Raw genomic sequence first — 21,804 nt, 5'->3', positions numbered from 1 at the left:
TTGTTATGGGTGCAGCGTGGGGTTGCCGGCCAGGTTGCGCACGCCCCGCTCGCCCACCAGCACCAGGCCGTTGCCGGTATCGGTGGCCAGTGCGGTCACCGGGCCGCGGGCGCCTTGCGCCACTGCGGCGAAGCTGGCGCCGTCGTCCCGGCTGAGCAGCAGGTCGCCGGCCTGGCTGGCCAGCCACAGCTGGCCGTCTCGGTCGACGCCCGCAGCGCTGAGGCTGGTGTTCACGCCGGTGGCGACCGGCTGCCATTGCCGGCCACCATCGGTGCTGCGGTAGGCATGCCCGCGCAGGCCGTACACCAGCAGCACGCCGGGCTTGCCGACCGCGCCGAACAGGGTGCCGGTGTAAGGTGTCTCGACACGGTTGAAACGCTCGCCGTCCAGCCTCAGCAGCAGGCCTTGCTCGCCGGTGATGTACAGCGTGTCAGCCACCGCCGCCAGGCTGGTCAGGTGCAAGCCTTGCGGGTTGTCGCTGTGCTCGAGCCAGGGCTGCCAGTGCTCGCCACCATCGACGGTGCGCAACAGCAGGTTGAACACGCCCACCGCATAGCCGGTGCGGGCATCGCTGAACCACACATCGAGCAAGGCATTGTCGTTACCGGTGCCTGGCAGTTGTGCGGCCAACGCCCGGCCATCGAGCTGCGTGTGCCAGTGTTCGCCGCCGTCGCGGCTATGCAGCACCACGCCGTCGTGGCCGACTGCCCAGCCCAGTTCGGCGGTGGCGAAACTCACCGCATTCAGGTCGGCGCTGACCGGCACCTGGGCCTGCTGCCAGTGCGCGCCGTGGTCATCGGAGTACACGATGTGCCCGCGCGGGCCCACCGCGACCAGGCGCTGCCCGGCCACGGTACATCGCGCAGCGCGCTGCTGGCGGCCAGGGCGCTGGGCATGGCCGGCAGGTCCAGCACATCGGTGAAAGGCGCCGCCTGGGCCGCGCCCTGCAGCGCGGCCAGGGCCACCAGCACCACGCTGCATCGTTTCAAGACAGACATTGCCACCTCTGCTCGGTGCGTTCAGCGAATGCCGTTGCCGGCCAGCGACTCGGGCGACCATTGGGTTTTCGACAGCGGGTCGATGTAGCGGATGCCGCCGTAGGCACCGACCACGCCATTGAGGTTGTAAGTGCCGCCAATCAGGTCGTAGATCATGAACGGCGTGGCGTCCGGGGTCTGCTTGTCGTAGCTCTGGGTGAGGAAGGCGAACGAGCCACGGTACAACTGGCCACGCGCGTCGTACTGGTCCGAGGCCAGGGCGATCCAGCTGTCTTCATCGAGGTAGAAGCGGCGCTTGTGGTAGATGTGGCGTGCGCCGTCCTTGAGCTTGCCCTCCACCACCCACACCCGGTGCTTCTCCCAGCGCACGAACTGCGGCGCCAGGTGGTTGGCGGTGATCAGTTGCTTGACGTCGGTGTTGTAGGTCAGCTGGTAGGTGTTGTACGGCACGTACATTTCCTGCTTGCCGACCAGCGTCCAGTCGTAGCGGTCCAGCGCCCCGTTGAAGACGAACACGTCGTCGTAGGTGCCCGAGCCCGAGGTGCCGGGGTTGGGCGTGTCGTAGGCCAGGTTGGGTGCCAGCTTGACCCGGCGCTGGCCGGGCAGGTACTGCCAGGCGCTGCGCGGCTGCACCAGCGGGTTGGCGGCATCGCGCAACATCATCGCTTCGCCGGCACGGCGGGCAGGCCCGGTGTACACCAGCTTCATCTGGTAGTAGGTGTCCTTGGCGCCGATCGGCCTGGCCATGTCCTCGTAGATCGGGTAGCTGATGTTGGCCTGGCCGGTGGTCGACAGCGATGGCTTGCCGGCGGCGTCGACGTTCCACGAGTCGTACTTGGCGGTCATGCTTACGCCCTGATAGCGCAGCAGGAAGTTCCACATGGCCTCGGCACCGTTCTGCGGAATGGGGAACGGGATGCCCGGCAGCACGTTGTCTAGCGCAGTACCGCCCTCCTTGCTGTTGGCGCCGGTGGCGTTCTTGCGGGTGTTGTCGAGCACCGCTTGTGGCAAGGCCACACTGCGGTGGGTCGGGTACACATCGACGCGGTAGCTGGGGTAGCGCTTGAGCAGTTCCAGGGTGGTGGCGGTCAGCTGGCCCTGGTACTGCCCGGCGTTCTTGCCATCGATGACCAGCAGCGGTTTGTCACTGGCGAACGGGTCGGGGCGCATGCTGGCGCCGCTCTGGTAGCTGGCTGGCGGCGTCAGCAGGCCGCCCTGGTAGGCCGGGATCGAGCCATCGGCATTGCCAGCCTTTTCCGCGCCGATGGCGGTCAGGCTGGTGCCCAGGCGCGCGGCCTGGTCAGAGGAGACGGCGGCCTGGGCGGCGTTCAGCGCGGCCAGCGACAGGCACGAAGCCAGCAGTGCAGGTACGAAATTCATGATGGTTGTCTTCCTGTGTAGGCGGTAGGAAACATGACTCAGAAGGTCGTCTTGACGGTCAGGTACAGGGCGCCACGGTCTTCGGTGGTGGCACCACCGCCGGAGAAGGAGGCGTAGCCGCCGCCGTAGCAGGTGTAATCCTGTTCGCCGTCCAGGGCGTTGGGGGTGCTGCCGTCGGTCTGGCCGTCCTTGCAGGCCTTGGTCTCACCGAAACTGTCGACGTACTTGAGGTCGACGAAGTACTGGTTGTAGATCGCCGCGCTCAGGCCCACCGCGTAGTTGCCGGTGTGTTCGGCGCCACCGCCCTGCACCGGCGAGACGCCGTCGAGGCCGACGTTGACCGACAGCGGCATGCTCAGGTCCATGCCCGGCAGCAGCTGGTACCAGGTGGGGGTGAAGTTGACGGCGATGCCCCAGTTGTCGCGGGTGGCCTTGTCGATGCCGCGGTAGCTGCTGTTGCCCTTGTACAAGGCCGCGTTGTGGCTATCGAGCTTGAGCAGGTTGCTGTAGAACAGCTCGCCGAGCAGGGTCGCCGAATCGAACAGCGGCGTGTCGCCGAGGGTCATCAGGCCGTTCAAGGTCCAGTGCAGGGTGTCACCGGTGGCGCTCAGGCTGTCGCCATCCTTGGGCACGTCGTAGATCACCCCGCTACTGGGCAGGCGGGCCGGCAGCAGGCCGAAGCCGCCGCCCAGGCCGCCCTGGCCGGGGGCGCTGACGATGGCCGGGATGCTCGCCAGGGGCATGTTGTGGCGGATGTTCAGGTCGCTACCGACGCTGATGCCACCGACATCCTTGGACAGGCTCAGGCCATAAATGTCGATATTGTCGGCGTAGGCAAACTGGTAGGTGGTGCTCTGCAGCGAGTTGTACAGGTTGCCGACCGCGCCCTGGCGGCTGCCCGGCGGGTTGCCGAACGGGCCGTTGGCCACGGTCATGCCGCGCGCGTCGAGCCAGGCCTGCGGGAGAATCTCGGAGGTCTTGCGGTAATAGAAGCCGAGGGTGCCGCCCAGCCACTCGGGCGACCACTTGGCCATGATGCCCCAGTCACCGCGCTTGCCCGGCGTCAGGTCGTGGCCACGGCGGATGCTGGTCAGCGCGCCGCGCACCGGGATCAGCCCCGGGGTGCCGGTGTGACCGAGCAAAAAGCTCTGCGCGCCCTCGCCCACCACATCCGAGCCGCCATAGTAGGTGCCGGCTTCCGGCAGGCGGGCGGCATCCCAGTCGAAGAAGTACTGGGCGCCCACGGTCAGTTCGGAATTGACCAGCAACGCGGTCGACAGCTGGTTGCGCGGCACGAACAGTTCCTTGGCCTCGGTGCCTGGCGAGGCCGCCAGCTTGGCCAGGTCAAGGCCCGACTGGCCGTAGCTCAGCGAGTGCACCGGGTTGAGCAGCGTCTCACCCCAGAACAGGTTGTGCTGGCCGAGCTTGGCACTGACCTGCGAGGCCTCGCCAACTTCACGGCTGAAGAACACGAAGGCGTCCAGCACTTCACCGGACGGGCCGCTGTAATAACGCTGGGCGTAGTTGCTCAGGTGCGGGCTCCCCAGCGGCACGCCGGTACCCGGCAGGCCATTGAGGCTGGGGTTGATGCCGGACTGCTCACCGTTGCCGTTGACGAACGGGTTGCTGTTGGAACCGGCGTTGTCGTAAGCCTTGTCGTACCAGCTGGCAGTGCTGACACGGAAACCGCTGTTGCCCTGGTAGACCACATCCAGCTCGGTCAGCAGGTCGACCCGGTTGGTGATGTTGGTGCCGGCCTTGCGGAAGTTGTAGTCGCCGTCGTTGCTATTGGGCGTGCCCAGCATGCGCTTGTCGGCGCTTTCGGTGCGCACGCCGTAGTTGTACTTGATGGTGTTGTCGAAGCGCACGGCCCAGTCTTCATTGCCGGTATCGACTTCGAAGGCCTGGGCGGCGGGCAGCGTGAGCAGGCCGATGGCGCAGGCGAGCAGGCAGCGCTGTGGCTTCACAGCACGGTGAATGCGGTGTTCTGGCATTACGATGGCTCCACGTATTGTTATTGTTCTTTACGCCGCCCGTCTTGTGCGGGCGTGGCTGGGGCGTCCATGCGTTACTGCAGGTGCGGGTTGTCCAGTCGGTGGACCAGGGCTTCGGCCAGTGGCCAGGGGCCGAAACCGGAAGCCGGGTTGAGGTGGCCGACGGCGCCCAGGCTGATCAGTTCGCTGCCCCAGCCACGCGCCAGCTGTTCGGCGGCGGCCTGGCTGGCCAGGTGGTCATCGCTGCTGGCAGCGACGATGCTGGGGAACGGCAGCGGCTTTTCAGGCAATGGCGACCAGCCGTTCTCGGCCAGGGTGGCCGGGCTTGGGTAGTGGGCCGGCCATTGCGCGGCCAGGTCCGGTGGCGCGGCCAGCAAGGCGCCTTTGATGGGGCGCTGATAACGCGCCGCCCAGTGGGCGACCATCAATACCCCTGCACTGTGCGCCACCAGAATCACCTCGCCATCGATTTGCTCCAGCTCGCGCTGGATCGCCTCGACCCGGGCGGCGCAATGCAGGCCGTCGGCTTGCAGCGGCGCGACGCTGCGTACCTTGGCCAGGCGGCCGGCGAGTACGGTTTGCCAATGTTCGGCGACATGCTCGCGCAGGCCGGGGATGATCAGCACGGTGGCTGTGGTTTGCAGTTTTTCCACGGTGAACCTCGTGTGCGGTGTAGCGCTTGAGGTTCACAGTAAACAGGCCACCCGCCAGCTGCTTCACATTGCGCGTCAAGGGCTTTTCATTTGATGACAACGGCCTGAACCGGGCTTTGCTTTTCAATTGATGACACGCAGGCTATAAAAACAGTGAGCCGCCGGCGCCGGCAAAAAGCCCGCGGCGGCCTGGAAAATAGGGATAACAATAAAAATGCCTGCGCTCGTCCGTGCCGCCAGTTTGACCAATTACCTCGAGGTTTCCCGCCACCTGGGCCTCAACCCCCATGCGCTGTTGGCACAGGTTGGCCTCAACGCCGCGTTGCTCGACGACCCCAACCGGCGCATCCCGGTGGCCAGCGTCATCGCCCTGCTCGAGGCCTCGGCCACTGCCACGCGCTGCGAAAGCTTCGGCCTGCGTATGGCCGAATTGCGCCAACTGTCGGATTTCGGCGAAATCAGCCTGCTGCTCAGCCACCAGCGCACCCTGCGCGATGCCCTGCAAGTGATCGTGCAGTACCGCCACCTGCTCAATGACGCCCTGGCCATTCATATCGAGGAAGCCGCCAAGACGGTGGTGATTCGCGAAGAGGTGATCAACGAGCGCGCGCCGTGCAGCCGCCAGGCCACCGAGCTGGCGATCGGCGTGATGATGCGCCTGTGTGCGGCACTGCTGGGTGCGCACTGGCACCCGATCAGCGCCAACTTCACCCACGCGCCGCCTGCCGACCTGGCCACCCACCGGCGGATTTTCGGCTGCACGCTGGTGTTCGGCAGCGAATTCAACGGCATCGTCTGCCCGGCCGCCGACCTTGACAGCGCCAGCCCGCAGGCCAACGAAGCCATGGCGCGCCTGGCGCAGCGTTACCTGGACAGTTTGCCGGCGGGCGGCACGCCGTCGCTGGAGCTGGAATTGCGCAAGACCATCTACCTGCTGTTGCCCATGGGCCGCGCCACCATCGAGCAGGTGGCGCAGACCCAGGGCATGAACGTGCGGACCCTGCAGCGGCGCCTGGAGGAAAGCGGGCTGACCTTTAAGGACCTGATCAACAGCGTGCGCCGTGACCTGGTGATGCGCTACCTGGAGAACCCCGGCTATTCGCTGGGGCGTATCGCCGACATGCTGGGTTACTCGATGCCCAGCTCGTTCACCCGCTGGTTCATCGCCCAGTTCGGCATGCCGCCGGCCAGCTGGCGGGCGCAGCGGGATGGTCAAGGGCTTCAGCTTTGAATCATTCTGGCCTATTGGGGCTGCCATGCAGCCCATCGCCGGCAAGCCAGCTCCCACAGGTATTGCGCGAGCCATAAGAATGCGCGATTTCATGTGGGGGCGGGCAAGCCCGCGAAGCAGGCGCCGCGCAGTGTTGCAACCCACGGTCAGTTAAAGGCCCCAGTGCATCAACGCCAGCACCAGAATCACCAGAAACACACTCTCCCCCACCATCAGCGCAATGGGTTTGAACCCCACCGAGACCAGCGCCTTGAGCTGGGTCTTCATGCCCAGGGCGCTGATTGCCACCACCAGGCAAATGCGCGACAGCTCATTGAGGCCGCCCTGCACCGCCATCGGCACCCAGCCTGTGCTGTTGACACAGGCCAGCAACAGGAAGCCGACCGCGAACCACGGCAGCAAGGGCGGCCGCTGGCCGCCGGCCTCCAGGCCCTGGCGCCGGGCGATCATCGCCGCGCAGACGATCACCGGCAGCAGCATGGCCACCCGCATCAGCTTGACCACCGTGGCGATGTCACCGGTCTCGCTGGACATGCTGTAGCCGGCCCCCACCACCTGCGCCACGTCATGGATGGTCGCGCCGAGGAAGACCCCGGCCTGCGCCGGCGACAGGTGCAGCCACTGGGCGATCATCGGGTAAAGGATCATCGCCAGGGTCGACAGAGCCGACACGCCGATCACGGTAAACAGCGTTGCGTGCTCCTTGCGCGGGTGCTGGGGCAAGGCGGCCGCCAGCGCCAGTGCCGCCGAGGCGCCACAGATGGCCGTGGCCCCGCCGGTGAGCATGCCGAACAGCCGGGAAAACCCCAGCGCCCTGGCCACCACCACCGAAACCAGAATGGTCACCGCCACCAAGGCCACGACCAGGGCCACCGGCTTCCAGCCCAGGCTGGCGATCTGGTCGAGGGTAATGCGCATGCCAAGCAGCGCAACGCCCAGGCGCAGCACCGTGCGCGCGGTGAATTCGATGCCGGCCTTGCATGGGCCGTCCAGCGCCAGGAAGTTCAGCCCCATGCCCAGCAGCAGGGCAAACAGCATGACCGGCGCCGCATAGTGTTCGCTGAGGAAACTGGCGGCCGCGCCAACGATGAGGCTGACCACCAGCCCCGGCGCAAGGGTGCGAATACGCTGATGGGTAGCGCTCAGTACCAGTGTGTTCATTGCCCTGCCTCCTCGCTGTCAAGCACGATGTAGACCTGCCCATGCTGCTGCTCGACCGGGTAGCTGGCCACCTTCAGCGCGTTGGAATTGACCAGGTAGCCGCTGGCCAGGTCAAAGCGCAGGCCATGTGCGCAGCACTGGATGACACGGCCTTCCAGACGCCCGCCGCACAGCGATGCGCCCTGGTGCGGGCAGCTGTCGTCGATGGCATAGAGCGTGTCAGCCACGTTGAACAGCGCCACGCTGCGCCCGGCGCAGGTCAGCAGCACCCGGCCGTTGCGTTGCGGCAGCTGCTCAGGGGCCAATGCAATACGCTGGCTCATGCCTGTTCAACCTCTTGCAGCGCTTCGCGCATGGCGGCGAACAGCAGCTCGGCAGGCTGCGCGCCAGCCACCAGCGGCCCCTGATTGAAGCGAAAACGCGGCACCGCACTGCCTGCGCGCCCTGCCCCAGCAAGGAACGGGCTGCCGTCGTCACGCAGGCAGTCGGCTATCTGCGCGGCCTGTAACCCGCAACGCTGGGCGATGCCAAGCAGCACGCGGCTGTCGCCGAGGTCACGGCCTTGGTGGAAATAGGCAACGAACAGCTGTGCCAGCAGGGCCTCCAGCTGCGCCGCATCGAGCAGCCGGCTGGCCCGTTGCAGCAGCCGGTGGGCATTGCCAGTGTTGGGCATGCGGCGGATACGCGAGAAATCGATGTCCTCGCCCACCACAGAGGCGGCCGCGCGCACCTGGGCCTGGCGCTCGCGCACTGCCTGCTCGCTGCCCAGGCGCTGCAGGTAGAAGGTATGGAACGGCACACCCTCGGCAGGCAGGCCTGGCAACAACTGCACACCGCGCCATTGCAGGTGCACTTGCACCTGCGGCTGTTCGCGTTGCAGCAGCAACAGGGCAGCCTGCAGGTGGCGCTGGCCGATCAGGCACCACGGGCAGACAAAATCGAAGAACACCTCGACGGACAACAGCTGTTTCACGGTTTCTACTCCCGGGATGCGTCGGCAGCGGGGTGTGCCGAGGTATGCAGACGCTCCATGTCGCGGTGGTAATGGCGCTTGCCGAGGAAGAACACCGCCGCCGCGCCGATGCTCACCAGTGGCACCAGCTGGAACGCGGCCTGCAGGCCGATCAGGTCGGAAACCCGCCCGGTGATCAACGGCCCGGTGGCCAGGCCCAGCAGGTTGTTGGCCAAGGTCAGGGTGGCGAACGCGGTGCCATGTACCGCGGCGTGGGTGAGGTTGGCGACCATGGCGCTGGACGGGCCGTTGGTGCCAGCGGCGATCATCATGCCCAGGCAGATCAGCAGCAGTTGCGCGGTGCCGGCTGGCAGCGCGAACGCCAGCGACAACAGCGCACAGCTGCCCAGGCAGTAGCCGATGGCCAGGCTGATCTTGCGGTCCGGGCGTTGCCGGCCAAGGCGGTCGCAGAGCATGGCGCAGAGGATCATGCCAATGCCGCTGCACAGCACGATGACTGCGGCAATCGCCCCGGCGCGGTCGGTGCCCATGGCGTAGTAACGGTTCAGGTAGCTGGGCATCCAGACGATCACGGTGCCGCCGACGAACAGCTGCAACCCGCTGCCGACATAGGCCGCGATCACCGAACGGCTGCTGTACAGGGTGCGCAATGGTCGGCTGGCGTTGCCCTGCATCTGTTGCGCGCACTTGGGGGCAATGCGCGCTTCCTTGACGATCAGCGGGTACAGGGCTGCCAGTACCAGGCCGAACAGCGCCATGCCGGCGAATGCCCAGCGCCAGCCCAGGTGCTGGGCCAGCACACCGCCCAGGGCCATGCCCAGCACCGAACCGAACATGCCGCCGGCCATGAACGCACCGGCCAGGGTCGAGCGCATGTCGCGGGGAAACACGGCGACCACCACGGCGATGCCGACACTGCCATAGGCGGCCTCGCCGACCCCGACCAGAAAGCGCGCGATGAACATTTGCGGGTAGTTCTCGGCCAGGGCGCAGCCGAGCGTGGCCAGGCTCCACAGCACCGCCATCAGCACCAGGCTGCGCACCCGGCCGAAGCGGTCGGCCAGCAGTGACAAGGGGAAGGTCAGCAGGCCGACCATCAGCGCGACGATGCCGCTGAGCAGGCCGAGCTGGCTGTCGCTCAGCGCCCATTCGCCCTTGAGCAGCGGGAACACCGCGTTGAGCACCTGGCGCGACATGTAGTCGGAAATCAACAGGCCGAAGGTCAGGGCGAAGACCAGCCAGGCATAGCGCCGCGGGACGTTGTGGGCGATGTCGGTGCCGGAGTCTGCGGCACTGGCGAGGTAGGTGGCCATGTTGCCTCCTTGGGAGATGAATAACAGCCGGGATGCGTGTTGCTGGTTGGGACCTCTTCGCGGGCATGCCCGCTCCCACAGGAACCGCGTCGACCGCCGAACCTGTGGCAGCGAGGCCGGGCCTGCCTGGTCAGCTACGCTGCGGCACGCCCTTCACCCCCGGCTGACGATTCGGCGCCATGCCATTGGCCACCAGCGTCTCTTCAATGCTTTGGTACTGCTGGCCAATGCGGTAAATGGCGCGCGCCTCCTTGCCGCTGGCAATCTCGCGGCCCAGTTCGTGCGCCACGCGCACGGTCTGCTGAATCTGCTGTACCGAGGTGAAGCGCTTGCCGTGCTGGTCGATGATGGTGTCTTCGTTGCCGCAGCGCGGGTGCAGGCCCATGGCCAGGGCCATGGTGTTGAACGGCAGCACGTTTTTCAGCAGCGATTCGGCGGTCAGCGTGCAGCCGTCCGGCGCGCGGTGGATGAAGTTGAAGAAGTTGAACGGGTTGGGGCCATCGAAGCCGCCGCCAATACCGATCCAGGTCAGGTTCAGCGGGCCCATGTAGTCACCCCGGCGGACAATCCGCTCCAGCGTTTCCAGGGCATGCATGCCGGTCAGCTGGAAATGCGGCTGAATGTTGCTGGCCTGCAACCGGCGCAGGTGCTCGCGGACCCAGGACGGGCCGGCCGGCACGGTCATTTCGCTGTAGGCGGCATGGATCGCCGGGCTGGCCAGCGAGGTGCCCTCCAGGTATTCCGGGTACAGCAACTCCATGATGTTCATCTGCGTGGTGTTGATGGCCACGGTCACCTGGTCAGGACGCGGGGTCAGCTCGGCGAGCATGTGCCGGGTGTCGTCCGACAGCCACTTGGCCGCCTCGCCTTCGCCTTCCGGGGCGAAGGAAATCGACCCGCCTACCTGAATGATCATGTCCGGCACCGCTTCGCGCACGCCGGCGATCAGTTCGTTGAACTTGGACAGGCGCTTGGAGCCTTTGCCGTCCAGCTCACGCACATGCAGGTGCAACACGCTAGCGCCGGCCTCGTAGCAATCGACGGCCTTCTGCACCTGCTCGTCCATGGTCAGCGGAATGTCTTCGGGGAAATCTTCGGGCATCCACTCCGGGCCGTAGGGGGCCACGGTGATCACCACCTTTTCCATGTTTTGCGGGTGCAACGAATCGTCGAAGAATTGCATGCTGTAGTCCTCGCTATTGTTATTGTGCGGTTGCCGCCTGCGACGGCGACGAACTCAGAACGTGGGGCCACCCTTGATCCCGGCGCGCTCCATCTTGCGGTGGCACGGCGGGTAGTCCATGACGGCGTAATGCTGGGTGCTGCGGTTGTCCCAGATCGCCACGCTGTTGGGCTTCCAGCGCCAGCGCACCTGGTACTCGGGCAGGTAGGCCTGGCTGATCAGGTAACGCAGCAGGTCGCTGGCGCCGGGGTTGGCGTCCTGGCCGAAGCGCACCCGCTGCGGCGTGTGGTAGTTGCTGAAATGGGTGGTGAAGGCGTTGACGAACAGCACCTGTTCGGCGGTTTCCGGGTGGGTGCGCACCACCGGGTGCTCGGCGTCGGGAAACTGCGCCTTGAGCGCCAGGCGCTTGTCCAGCGGCATGGCAGCGCCGAAGCTGGCTTCGATGCTGTGGCGCGCGCGCAGGCCTTCGATCTTCGCCTTCACATCGGCTGGCAGGTTTTCATAGGCCAGCACCATGTTCGCCCACATCGTGTCGCCGCCTACCGGCGGGCATTCGATGCAGCGCAGCACGCAGCCCATGGGCGGTGCCTCGCGCCAGGTGGCGTCGGTGTGCCAGGCGTTTTCATAGCGATCGTTTGGCTGGTCCGGGCGTTTGTAGATCTGCACCAGGCCCGGATGCTGCGGGTCGCTGCCGGCCACCGGGTGGTCTTCCAGGTCGCCGAAGCGGCGGGCGAAGGCCACGTGTTCGGCACGGCTGAAATGCTGGTCACGCAGGAACAGCACACGGTGCTTGAGCAACTGCGCGCGCAGCTGGGCGAACAGGTCGTCGTCGTGTATCGCTTCGGCCAGGTTGACCCCAGTTATCTCGGCACCGATCGCGCAGGTCAGTTGTTCGATGTGCATGCTGTTGCCCTGTTCAGATGATGAAGATCGACGAGCCGGTAGTCTTGCGCGCTTCCAGGTCGCGGTGGGCCTGGACGGCGTCCTGCAGCGCATAGTGCTGGTTGATTTCGATACGGATGCGCCCGCTGCTGACATGGTCGAACAGCTCGCCGGCCAGGTCGGCCTTTTCTGCCGGGTCGGCGATGAAATCGGCCAGTGCCGGGCGGGTCAGCTGCAGCGAGCCCTTGATCGCCAGCAGTTGCGGGTCGAATGGCGGGATGCCGCCCGACGCGGTGCCGACGCAGACCATCAGGCCACGGCGCTTGAGCGAATCGAGCGAGCCCATGAAGGTGTTCTTGCCGACGCTGTCGAACACCACGTTCACCCCTGCCCCGTCGGTCAGCTCACGCACGCGCGTGGCCACATCATCGGCGCTGTAGTTGATCACATGGTTGCAGCCATGGGCCCTGGCCACTTCGGCCTTGGCTTCGGTGGAGACGGTACCGATCACGTTCAGTCCCAGCAGCTGCGCCCACTGCGCGACGATCAGGCCGACCCCGCCAGCTGCGGCATGCAGCAGCACGCTGTCGCCGGGTTTGAAATCGTAGAGCCGGCGCAGCAGGTAGGCGCAGGTCAGGCCGCGCATGGTCATGGCGGCGGCCGTTTCGAAGGCGATGGTGTCCGGCAGCTTGATCAGCGCGGCGGCCGGGATCAGCCGTTCGGTGCAATAGGCGCCCAGGGTATTGAGAAAGCCGGTGTAGGTAACCCGGTCACCGACCGCCACTTGGGTCACCCCCTCGCCCAGCGCCTCTACCACGCCGGCCGCCTCGACGCCGATGCCGTTGGGCAGCGGGATCGGGTAGGTGCCGTTGCGGAAATAGGTGTCAGCGTAGTTCAGGCCGACCGCCACCTGGCGCAGGCGCACCTGCCCCGGGCCGGGCTCGCCGACCTCGGCGTCCTCGTAGCGCAGCACCTCAGGGCCACCGGTGTGATGGAAACGTACGACTTTGGACATGCTTGTCTCTCCAATCATCGATCTGGACGCCTGGGCGTCAGTTCTGGGTGATTGGACTGTATGCCCTTGATGCGCGGGGTGCTTCGCATCGGACGACAGCAGGTTTTCATTTCATGACAGGGCAAGGCGGCTCATGTTGCGGCGAACAAGGTTTTATTCATGAGCCGCCTTGATGCTTGTCCGGAGCCGGACTAATACTTAAGTCTCTGCCTGGGGAGGCACGAAACATGCAACCAAGATTCGTTATCGTTCCCGCTGTGCCGATCGAGAAGGAGTCGTTCCGCGTGGGTAGCCGCTATTACGCCGCTACCGTGGGTGGGGGCTTCGACATTTACGACAACCAGGCCAAGGAGCGGCTCAAACCCAGTTATCCAAGCCGGACGGATGCGCAGCTGTGCTGCGAGCAGATGAACAAGCGCAGTGATGCAGGCTGATCACGACAGGCGCGAGCGCGATCCCTGTGGGAGCGGGCAAGCCCGCGAAGCAAGCGACGCGGCCCCCACAGGGTAGCGCCAAGTCAATCCAGCGCGCCGTTCAGCACTTCGTAGATGATCCCCGTGGCGACGGCCACCAGAATCAGGTCGACACCGGCCTGCATCCACTCATACCCGTCGTAATGAGGAAGCTGCCCGAGCAATCTGCCGTCCAGCTTCTTGGCGATACCCGGCGGCAGCGGCTTGCCACGGGCCAGGTTTTTCTGAATGCCGGGGGGCAGCGCCGCCCCCGCGCTCCAGTAGCTGCGGTGGCCGTCAAGGATGCCGAGCACAGCGCCATGGTTTATCGACGGGCCGCCATGAGCGGCGCCCTGCCCCTGCCCTTGGCCTTGCTGGCCCTGAACGTGCTGCCCCTTGCCATGGCCTTGCCCTTTACCGTTACCCGGGTCGGCGTAAGTCAGCGCAGGCCCCGCAGCCAGCGCAATCGAAGTAGCGATGACTGCCCATCGACAATTAGCCATAGTTGTTTCCTTACCAGAGAGACGCCCCTGCACTGTAGACCAATCCCCGCTTCAGGGTAAAAGCCCCCAAACCCGGGGTCACGGCTTGGCCCCGCGATAGAGCACGATGGCAGCCACATCGAGGGCCAGCACGGCAACGGCGAAAAGAAACATGAGGTAGAGATCTTCTGGAAGCATTGCCGTATCCCCAACATGCACAGGTTTCCAGGGCTGCAGCAATTCCCGTTCCAAACGCCTGGCTACAGCGCGAGAACGGCCTTGCGGCTGGGGCAGGCAAATGCAAAGCCGATGGGCCCGCTTGCGGGTATCGCTGCCCGCTGCTGGCCGGCTCAGGCCGAGCGCGCCTGACGGATCGGCAGTTCAACCCTGAAGGTGGTGCCGACAGCCACCTCGCTGGTGACGCGGATCTCGCCGCCGTGGCGCTTGATGATGCCGTACGAAAGCGACAAGCCCAGCCCGGTGCCCTGGCCGATGGGCTTGGTCGTGTAAAACGGATCGAAGATCTTCTGCAGGCTCTCGGCCGGGATGCCGCAGCCGTTGTCGGCCACTTCGACCCACACCCACTGGTCGTTGGCGCCGGTGCGCAGGGTGATCTTGCCGCGCTCGTTGCCCATCGCCTGGGTGGCGTTGACCAGCAGGTTCATGATCACCTGGTTGATCTGCGACGGCAGGCACTCGACCTGCGGCAACGGGCTGTACGCCTTGACCAGGTCGGCCTTGTGCCGCAGTTCGCTGGCGACGATGTTCAAGGTCGACTCTATGCCTTGCTGCAGGTCCGCCAACTGCCAGTCCTGGCGGCTGTCCACACGGGAAAAGTCCTTGAGGTCCTTGACGATCCGCGCCACGCGGCTGATACCGTCCTTGGATTCGCGGATCAGCGCCGGGATGTCCTCCAGCAGGTAGTCCAGCTCGATCTCGGTGCGCAGTTTCGCCAGGTCCGCGCCGAGCCCCGGCGGGATCAAGGTGTGCTCCGCGTCAGCATAGGCCTTGAGCATGTCCTGCAGACGGGCGAAATAGTCATCCAGCGCGCCGAGGTTGGACGAGACGAAACCGATCGGGTTGTTGACTTCGTGGGCCACGCCGGCGGCCAGCTGGCCGAGCGAAGCGAGTTTTTCCGACTGGACCAACTGGTTCTCGAGCAGCTGGCGCTCATCCATTTCGCGTTGCAGCGCGGCGCTGGCCTGGGTCAGCGCCTGGGTGCGCCGTTCGACGCGCTGCTCCAGCTCGTCGTTGGCGCTCACCAGCGCGCGGTTGACACGGTTTATTTCGGCGTAGCTGCGCAGCAGCCACACGCCCATGTACAGCAACAGCAACACCAACAGGGTGGAAAACACCAGCAGGTAGAAATGGTAGCGCTGCGCCGTCAGCGTGGCTGCGCGCTCGTCGCGGTCCAGCATCAGCGTGATGGCGTCCAGGCGCTCGGCGATCGGCACCGCTTCGATCGCGACCAGCAGCTGGTCGACCTTGGGTTGTTCGCGAAGAATCAACTCGATGTGCTTGCTGATGGTATCGATGGGCAGCTGAAAATCGACTGGCAGACGTTCCTTGTTGACCGCCAGGTTGTTCAGGCCGACGAGGATGTCGGCGGCGATGTCGTCGGTGGTGGTCTGGGCAAACTCCAGGCTGCTGAGCATCAGGTCGTAGGTGTCGCTGGTGATTCTGCGCAGGCGCAGGGTATCGGCATCGACCAGTTGGCGCAGGCGCACCTGTATCACATCGGCAGCGGCCGGCAGAAACACCAGGGAGTTGCGCAGGATGGCGTTGTGCGACTTGAAGCGCGACACCAGCAGGACCTTGTCGGCAAACGCCTGCTGGTAATCGCGCGAGGCGGTTTGCCAGTCGGCCATTCGGGTTTTCTGATGCCGCCCTTGTAGCGCACTGAACTCTCGCCACAGGCGCTTCATTTCCATCAACGGCAGCACCAGCGGGTCGTAGTTGTAGTTGGTGGTGGTGCGGGACTTGAGCACGGCCCCCTCCCACTGGGCATCGTACTGTTTGATCTGGCGAATCAGTTCGCGCGCCTGGGCATAGCTACCGCTCTCGTCGGACCTGGACATCCAGTACAGGTAAACCAGCACGGACGCCAGCGACATGGCGCACGCAGCCAGCAGCAGCAGGCTGCGCCGGGCACTGAGCTTCATAGCGGTCTGCCCTCCCAGCGGCCGGTGAGGGTCTGGAGAAACTTGATGATCAGCGCTTTGTCATCGTCGCTCGGCGTACGCCCCAGCTGATAATGGAACATGGCATCGACAGCGGCTTCCAGGGTGGGTGCCGAACCGTCATGGAAGTACGGCGCGGTGACCGCCACGTTGCGCAGGCTGGGCACTTTGAACAGGTACAGGTCCTGCGGGTCGCCGGTCACGTTGTAGCGCCCGCGGTCCGCTTCGACAACACTGCCCCGGTTGGCGAAATAATCATCGAACACGCCGAATTTCTGCAGCATGTTGCCACCGATGTTCACGCCCTGATGGCAGGCAATGCAGCCGTATTCCTGAAAGCGCTGGTAGCCATGCTTTTCTTCCAGGCTAAGGCTGCTGGTATCGCCCTTCAGGTAGGTATCGAAGCGTGAATCGGGGGTCAGCAGGGTACGCTGGTAAGTGACCAGGGCGTCCTTGATGACGTTGGCGTCCACCGGCTGGCCATAGGCTTCGGCAAACCCCGCGCGGTAGGCCGGGTCGTCGGCAATGCGTTGCACAACGGCCACCCAGGCATTTTCTTTGTCGGTCGCATCAGCGCTTGCCAGGTGCACCAGGCCCTCGAACGACTGCGCGCGGCCGTCCCAGAACTGCAGGAAGTTCAGGCTCGCGTTGAACACGCTGGGGGTGTTGACCGGCAACGGTTGGCCATCGCCACCTGGGGAGCGCGCCTGCCCGTCCGCGCCGCCACGGTCCAGGCGATGGCAATCGGCGCAGGACTGGCGGTTGTCGGCAGACAGACGCGGGTCATTGAACAGCTTGCGGCCCAGCTGCACCTGGGCCGGGTCAAGCGCAGGCACCGGTGGCAAGGGGGTCAGCGGCCCGCCGATGCTCTGCGCCAATGCCAATGCCGGTAAAAGCACCAATGTTGCGGCAACGATGCGAACCTGTAGACGGGTCGGCAAAGCACATCCCTCCCTGGCGCAATGCTCGTTTTCTTCGAACATGCTGTTTCCGCGCATGTCGTTCTGGAGCATAGAAAGGCCAACCGACAAAAGCGAACGGCCAAGGCAAAAATCACCTAGGCTTGAGTCACGGAGCAGTCTGGCTGAAACCGGCAAGGAGCGATCCATGGAGCTACCCGTTACCGATGGCACAGCAACAAAGCCAGTGATACTTCTGGTTGACGACGAACCGTCGATTCTCAACAGCCTTCGTCGTCTGCTACGCAACCAGCCCTATGAAGTCCTGCTCGCTGAAAGCGGCGCCGATGCCCTGCAACTGCTGCAACAGCGCCCGATAAACCTGGTGATGAGTGATGCCCGCATGCCCAGCATGGACGGTGCAACCCTGCTGGCGCACGTGCATGAACGTTTTCCCGACACCTTGCGCATTCTGCTAACGGGTTATGCGGACACGGACACCATCGCCAAAGCCATCAATGACGGGCATATCTACCGGTACATCAGCAAACCCTGGAACGATGAAGAACTGTTGGTCGCCCTGCGCCAGGCCCTGGCCCACCAACACTCGGAAAGCGAACGCAAGCGCCTGGAACAGCTGGCCCAAGTTCAGCTGAAGCAACTCAAGGTGCTTAATGAAAGCCTTGAACAGCGGGTGGCGGCGCGCACGGCCGAGTTGCAGCAGACTGCCGACATGCTCGACCTCGCCTATGAGGAACTCAAACGCAGCTACGTAACCAGCACCGAGTTCTTTTCGCAGTTGGGCAACCTGCGCCTGCCCAAGGCCAAGCAGACCAACCGGCAGGTCATCGAACTGATACGGGTGTATTGCACCAGCCATGGGCTCGATGAAGCGAGCTGCCGCAACCTGACCATGGCAGCGGCGCTCTACAACATCGGCAAGATGAGCTGGACCGACACCATGCTCACCTGCCCTGCCGACCTCATCCCACCGCCAGAGCGCGAACTGTACCGGGCCTACCCGAAACAGAGCGAAGCGCTGGTGATGACCCTGGAGCCGATGAAAGAGGCTGCCCAGCTGATACTTCACCATCAGGAACGCTGGGACGGTAGCGGTTTTCCCGATCACCTCAAAGGCGCTGCCATCCCCCTCGGCGCACGCTGGCTGAAAATGGCAGTCGACTTCATCGAGTTGCAGCGCGGGCTGGTTCTGGAGCGTCAACTCAATAGCGATGAAGCGCTGCTTTACATTCGTAAATATGCAGGAAAGTTATACGATCCGGACCTGGTGGAGGACTTTGTCAGCGTCTGTGCCGATTATATGCGTGACATTACCTTGACTGACCCGGCCATCAAGGTATTGACCACGCACGAGTTGGCAGACGGCATGGTGCTGGCGCGCAACCTTCACGCCGATAACGGCATGCTGCTGTTGAATGCCGGCAAGGTACTCAGCGGCCTTCTGGTGAAGAAACTGATTGCCTTCGAAGAAATGGAAGCCGGCAAATACAGTGTGTTCGTCAGAATTCCGGAACAAGCAGAAGTGCAGCCAGCGCCCTCGACGGTAGGGTGAGGCGCCGGGCGGCATGGTTTTACGCGCCAGACGGGTAGCGCCTGACTCGAAAACCACTAGCTGAGGCGCTACGCTTAACCCACCCCTTTTGCAAACTGCGCAGTTCCAGCAGCGGAGGAATGACTGCATGCGGTTGTCTACCTTTATCGTTCAACAGATGGAAAGGATTCTGCAGGCCTGGGAAGACTTTGCCCGCACGGTTGACCTGCCGCGCGAGACCCTTAGCGCATCCGGCCTGCGCAACCACGCCTCGTTCATTCTCAGGGCCGTGGCACGGGATATGGAAACCAGCCAGACCGTGCAGCAGCAAATCGACAAATCCCAAGGCCTCGCACCGGTCAGCGCGAGCGAAAGTGCCGCCGAAGCCCATGCGGTCATGCGGTTGATGGATGGCTTCAGCATGGACCAGATGGTCTCGGAATACCGGGCGCTGCGTTCCAGCGTATTAAGGCTGTGGCTTGCACAGGAAACGCCGATAGACCAGCCCGAGCGGGTTGCGGAGATCATCCGCTTCAATGAGGCCATCGACCAGGCCCTGGCAGAATCCATCGCCTCCTACGGCAAGGCTGTTGAAACCACACGCAAGATGGTGCTGGGGGTGCTCGGCCACGACCTGCGCTCGCCGCTGACGGCAATCACCATGGGCGCCAGCCTGCTGACCAGGAATGCCCAGCTCGGGCCTCGTGAGCAAGCCTTGGCTACGCAGATCTACGCCAGCGTCGAACGTGCCAATGGCCTGGTAAACGACTTGCTCGACCTGGCCCGGTGCAACCTGAGCCTGGGCATTCCCATTCAGCGCGAACCGTATGAACTCAGCGCGCTGTGCAATGCCATCGTCAAGGAAATCCGCCTGGGCCACCCGCAGATCGAGATACGCCTGGAACAGCCGCCGCTGTTGCAGGCCAGTGTCGACCCGTCACGCATGGCTCAGGTGGTGTCGAACCTCATCATCAACGCCATACGCCATGGCGACACCCGGCAGCCGATCCAGGTAAGGCTTGCGACCGAGAATGACCGTGCAGTCATCGATATCCACAACTGGGGCAACCCTATTCCCGAAGACCGCAAGATGTACCTTTTCAACCCCGAAGCCCGCCTGGCCCGGGCAGGCACTGCCGAGGACGCGAAGCCGCAGGGATTGGGGCTCGGCCTGTTCATCGCCAACGAAATCGTCACCAGCCATGGCGGCACGATCGAGGTGCGGTCCAGTACCGACCTGGGCACGACCTTCAAGGTCGTCTTTCCGCTGGAACCGGGCCCGGGCACCAGCCCCCCTCGCCAAGGCGCTGCCGGCTGAGCACACCGAGCATTCGCTGTCGCCCCGTATAACTGCCGCCCCACCTATGCGACAATGCGCGCCAATGTCTGGTCTCGACCCCCGCATTTACCGCCCAACAGCTCGGGCATGGCGTGCAGATGCGCTTAACGGCCCCTGCGCGCAGGATTGACACAGCCGACGACTGGCAGGAGCCGGCCAGGCTCCACATTGCTCCGCAGCTGCGAAGAAGTCACGTAAGTTATTGATAGGTAACCCCTTTGATCTCCACCGCCAACATCACCATGCAGTTCGGCTCCAAGCCGCTGTTCGAAAACGTTTCCGTCAAGTTCAACAACGGCAACCGCTACGGCCTGATCGGCGCCAACGGTTGCGGCAAGTCGACCTTCATGAAAATCCTCGGCGGTGACCTCGAACCGTCCGCCGGCCAGGTCATGCTCGAGCCGAACACCCGCCTGGGCAAACTGCGCCAGGACCAGTTCGCCTACGAGGAATTCACCGTGATCGACACGGTGATCATGGGCCACGGGCAGCTGTGGAAGGTCAAGGCCGAGCGCGACCGCATCTACTCGCTGCCGGAAATGACCGAAGAAGACGGCATGGCGGTCGCCGAGCTGGAAACCGAATTCGCCGAAATGGACGGCTACACCGCCGAATCGCGCGCCGGTGAACTGCTGCTGGGCCTGGGCATTCCGCTGGAGCAGCACTTCGGCCCGATGAGCGAAGTGGCGCCAGGCTGGAAGCTGCGCGTGCTGCTGGCCCAGGCACTGTTCTCCGACCCGGACGTGCTGCTGCTCGACGAACCGACCAACCACCTGGACATCAACACCATCCGCTGGCTGGAAACCATCCTCACCGCGCGCAACAGCACCATGGTGATCATTTCCCACGACCGGCACTTCCTCAACAGTGTCTGCACCCACATGGCCGACCTCGACTACGGCGAGCTGCGCGTGTTCCCGGGCAACTACGACGAGTACATGACCGCGGCCACCCAGGCCCGCGAGCAGTTGCTGTCGGACAACGCCAAGAAGAAAGCCCAGATCGCCGAGCTGCAGACCTTCGTCAGCCGCTTCTCGGCCAACGCCTCCAAGGCCAAGCAGGCCACTTCGCGGGCCAAGCAGATCGACAAGATCCAGCTGGCCGAGGTCAAACCGTCGAGCCGGGTGAGCCCGTTCATCCGCTTCGAGCAGACCAAGAAGCTGCACCGCCAGGCCGTGACCGTCGAGAAAATGGCCAAGGCCTTCGACGACAAGGTGCTGTTCAAGGACCTGGGCTTCACCATCGAGGCCGGCGAACGCGTGGCGATCATCGGCCCCAACGGTATCGGCAAGACCACCCTGCTGCGCACCCTGGTCGGTGAAATGACCCCGGACAAGGGCGAAATCAAGTGGACCGACAGCGCCGAAGTCGGCTACTACGCCCAGGACCACGCCCACGACTTCGAAGAGGACATGACCCTGTTCGACTGGATGGGCCAGTGGACCTCCGGCGAGCAGGTGATCCGCGGCACGCTCGGGCGCATGCTGTTCTCCAACGATGAGATTCTCAAGTCGGTGAAGGTGATTTCCGGCGGTGAGCAAGGCCGCATGCTGTTCGGCAAGCTGATCTTGCAGAAGCCGAACGTGCTGGTGATGGACGAACCGACCAACCACCTGGACATGGAATCGATCGAGGCGCTGAACCTGGCGCTGGAAAACTACCCGGGCACCCTGCTGTTCGTCAGCCACGACCGGGAGTTCGTGTCGTCGCTGGCCACGCGCATCATCGAGCTGTCGGCTGATGGTGTGGTGGACTTCAGCGGCACCTACGACGATTACCTGCGCAGCCAGGGTGTGCTGGTCTGATCGAAGCGGGTTGATTGACGCGGGTTGATTGAAGGTTCAGGTCTGGCCATTCGCGTGGCTGGGCCGGCCTGTTCGCGGCTAAAGCCGCTCCCACAGGGATCTCGCGCAGGCCTTGGGCCCACGCTGTACCTGTGGGAGCGGCTTTAGCCGCGAACACCGGCGAAGCCGGTGTCATGCACCGCGCCGCCTGCTTCGCGGGCTTGCCCGCTCCCACAGGGCCCGCGCAGGCCTTGGGCTCACGCAGTACCTGTGGGAGCGGCCGTGGCCGCGAACACCGGCGCAGCCGGTGCCAGCCACCGCGCCGCCTGCTTC

The 21,804-nt window shown here is 64.5% G+C and carries 18 protein-coding genes and 1 pseudogene; 5 read left to right on the top strand and 14 right to left on the bottom strand.

Going from position 1 to position 21,804, the window contains the following annotated elements; genetic code table 11:
• Positions 1-3: 3 nt before the first annotated feature.
• The 4 genes and pseudogenes from C6A77_RS09040 to C6A77_RS09025 form a co-directional block, all read right to left on the bottom strand.
• A pseudogene (locus C6A77_RS09040) lies at positions 4-998 on the bottom strand (YCF48-related protein).
• 21 nt (positions 999-1,019) lie between these two features.
• The gene (locus C6A77_RS09035) at positions 1,020-2,378 is read right to left on the bottom strand and encodes a DUF1329 domain-containing protein (protein ID WP_114169149.1); all 1,359 of its coding nucleotides are present in this window, start codon (positions 2,376-2,378) and stop codon (positions 1,020-1,022) included.
• Between the two features lie 38 nt (positions 2,379-2,416).
• Positions 2,417-4,372 carry a DUF1302 domain-containing protein gene (locus C6A77_RS09030; protein WP_114169148.1) on the bottom strand — a complete coding sequence of 652 codons (1,956 nt, stop codon included), beginning with the start codon at positions 4,370-4,372 and terminating at the stop codon, positions 2,417-2,419.
• A 74-nt stretch (positions 4,373-4,446) separates the two neighbouring features.
• Positions 4,447-5,025, bottom strand: a complete 579-nt coding sequence (locus C6A77_RS09025) for an alpha/beta hydrolase (RefSeq protein WP_114169147.1) — start codon at positions 5,023-5,025, stop codon at positions 4,447-4,449.
• A gap of 214 nt (positions 5,026-5,239) precedes the next feature.
• On the opposite strand from C6A77_RS09025, the gene C6A77_RS09020 reads away from it, so the two are divergent.
• The gene (locus C6A77_RS09020; protein WP_114169146.1) at positions 5,240-6,256 is read left to right on the top strand and encodes an AraC family transcriptional regulator; all 1,017 of its coding nucleotides are present in this window, start codon (positions 5,240-5,242) and stop codon (positions 6,254-6,256) included.
• Between the two features lie 150 nt (positions 6,257-6,406).
• Here the strand turns inward: C6A77_RS09020 and C6A77_RS09015 are convergent, their stop codons facing one another.
• The 7 genes from C6A77_RS09015 to C6A77_RS08985 form a co-directional block, all read right to left on the bottom strand.
• Positions 6,407-7,417 (bottom strand): putative sulfate exporter family transporter, encoded by a 1,011-nt coding sequence (locus C6A77_RS09015; RefSeq protein ID WP_114169145.1) that lies wholly within the window; start codon positions 7,415-7,417, stop codon positions 6,407-6,409.
• Positions 7,414-7,740, bottom strand: coding sequence for a Rieske 2Fe-2S domain-containing protein (locus tag C6A77_RS09010; protein WP_114169144.1), 327 nt, complete (start codon positions 7,738-7,740; stop codon positions 7,414-7,416). Before C6A77_RS09010 ends, C6A77_RS09015 begins: the two co-directional genes overlap by 4 nt.
• Positions 7,737-8,390, bottom strand: coding sequence for a DsbA family protein (locus C6A77_RS09005; RefSeq protein WP_114169143.1), 654 nt, complete (start codon positions 8,388-8,390; stop codon positions 7,737-7,739). The genes C6A77_RS09010 and C6A77_RS09005 overlap by 4 nt, the downstream gene beginning before the upstream one ends.
• Positions 8,391-8,395: 5 nt before the next feature.
• The gene (locus tag C6A77_RS09000) at positions 8,396-9,703 is read right to left on the bottom strand and encodes an MFS transporter (RefSeq protein ID WP_114169142.1); all 1,308 of its coding nucleotides are present in this window, start codon (positions 9,701-9,703) and stop codon (positions 8,396-8,398) included.
• Between the two features lie 130 nt (positions 9,704-9,833).
• On the bottom strand, positions 9,834-10,886 hold the full coding sequence (locus C6A77_RS08995; RefSeq protein ID WP_114169141.1) for a 3-keto-5-aminohexanoate cleavage protein: 1,053 nt from the start codon (positions 10,884-10,886) through the stop codon (positions 9,834-9,836).
• 54 nt (positions 10,887-10,940) lie between these two features.
• Complete coding sequence (locus C6A77_RS08990; RefSeq protein WP_114169140.1) at positions 10,941-11,789, bottom strand: TauD/TfdA family dioxygenase; 849 nt, start codon at positions 11,787-11,789, stop codon at positions 10,941-10,943.
• A gap of 13 nt (positions 11,790-11,802) precedes the next feature.
• Entirely contained in the window at positions 11,803-12,783 is a 981-nt protein-coding gene (locus C6A77_RS08985) for a quinone oxidoreductase (RefSeq protein ID WP_114169139.1), read from the bottom strand.
• Between the two features lie 227 nt (positions 12,784-13,010).
• Between C6A77_RS08985 and C6A77_RS08980 the strand changes: the two genes are divergently transcribed.
• Complete coding sequence (locus C6A77_RS08980; protein ID WP_114169138.1) at positions 13,011-13,217, top strand: hypothetical protein; 207 nt, start codon at positions 13,011-13,013, stop codon at positions 13,215-13,217.
• Between the two features lie 83 nt (positions 13,218-13,300).
• Here the strand turns inward: C6A77_RS08980 and C6A77_RS08975 are convergent, their stop codons facing one another.
• The 3 genes from C6A77_RS08975 to C6A77_RS08965 form a co-directional block, all read right to left on the bottom strand.
• Positions 13,301-13,738: an anti-virulence regulator CigR family protein gene (locus tag C6A77_RS08975; RefSeq protein ID WP_114169137.1), complete on the bottom strand. Its 438-nt coding sequence runs from the start codon at positions 13,736-13,738 to the stop codon at positions 13,301-13,303.
• A 329-nt stretch (positions 13,739-14,067) separates the two neighbouring features.
• Positions 14,068-15,879 (bottom strand): DAHL domain-containing protein, encoded by a 1,812-nt coding sequence (locus C6A77_RS08970; protein ID WP_114169136.1) that lies wholly within the window; start codon positions 15,877-15,879, stop codon positions 14,068-14,070.
• Positions 15,876-16,880: a cytochrome c peroxidase gene (locus C6A77_RS08965; RefSeq protein WP_114169135.1), complete on the bottom strand. Its 1,005-nt coding sequence runs from the start codon at positions 16,878-16,880 to the stop codon at positions 15,876-15,878. Before C6A77_RS08965 ends, C6A77_RS08970 begins: the two co-directional genes overlap by 4 nt.
• Positions 16,881-17,004: 124 nt before the next feature.
• On the opposite strand from C6A77_RS08965, the gene C6A77_RS08960 reads away from it, so the two are divergent.
• The 3 genes from C6A77_RS08960 to C6A77_RS08950 all read left to right on the top strand — a co-directional run bounded on the left by C6A77_RS08960 (position 17,005) and on the right by C6A77_RS08950 (position 21,492).
• Positions 17,005-18,369, top strand: a complete 1,365-nt coding sequence (locus tag C6A77_RS08960) for an HD domain-containing phosphohydrolase (protein ID WP_114169134.1) — start codon at positions 17,005-17,007, stop codon at positions 18,367-18,369.
• 157 nt (positions 18,370-18,526) lie between these two features.
• Positions 18,527-19,666: a HAMP domain-containing sensor histidine kinase gene (locus C6A77_RS08955; RefSeq protein ID WP_346330247.1), complete on the top strand. Its 1,140-nt coding sequence runs from the start codon at positions 18,527-18,529 to the stop codon at positions 19,664-19,666.
• 239 nt (positions 19,667-19,905) lie between these two features.
• Entirely contained in the window at positions 19,906-21,492 is a 1,587-nt protein-coding gene (locus tag C6A77_RS08950; RefSeq protein ID WP_114169132.1) for an ABC-F family ATPase, read from the top strand.
• Positions 21,493-21,804 lie beyond the last annotated feature (312 nt).

The organism is Pseudomonas sp. AFG_SD02_1510_Pfu_092 (assembly GCF_003331055.1).
GTDB lineage: Bacteria > Pseudomonadota > Gammaproteobacteria > Pseudomonadales > Pseudomonadaceae > Aquipseudomonas.
This window is presented reverse-complemented; position numbering and strand designations above follow the sequence as displayed.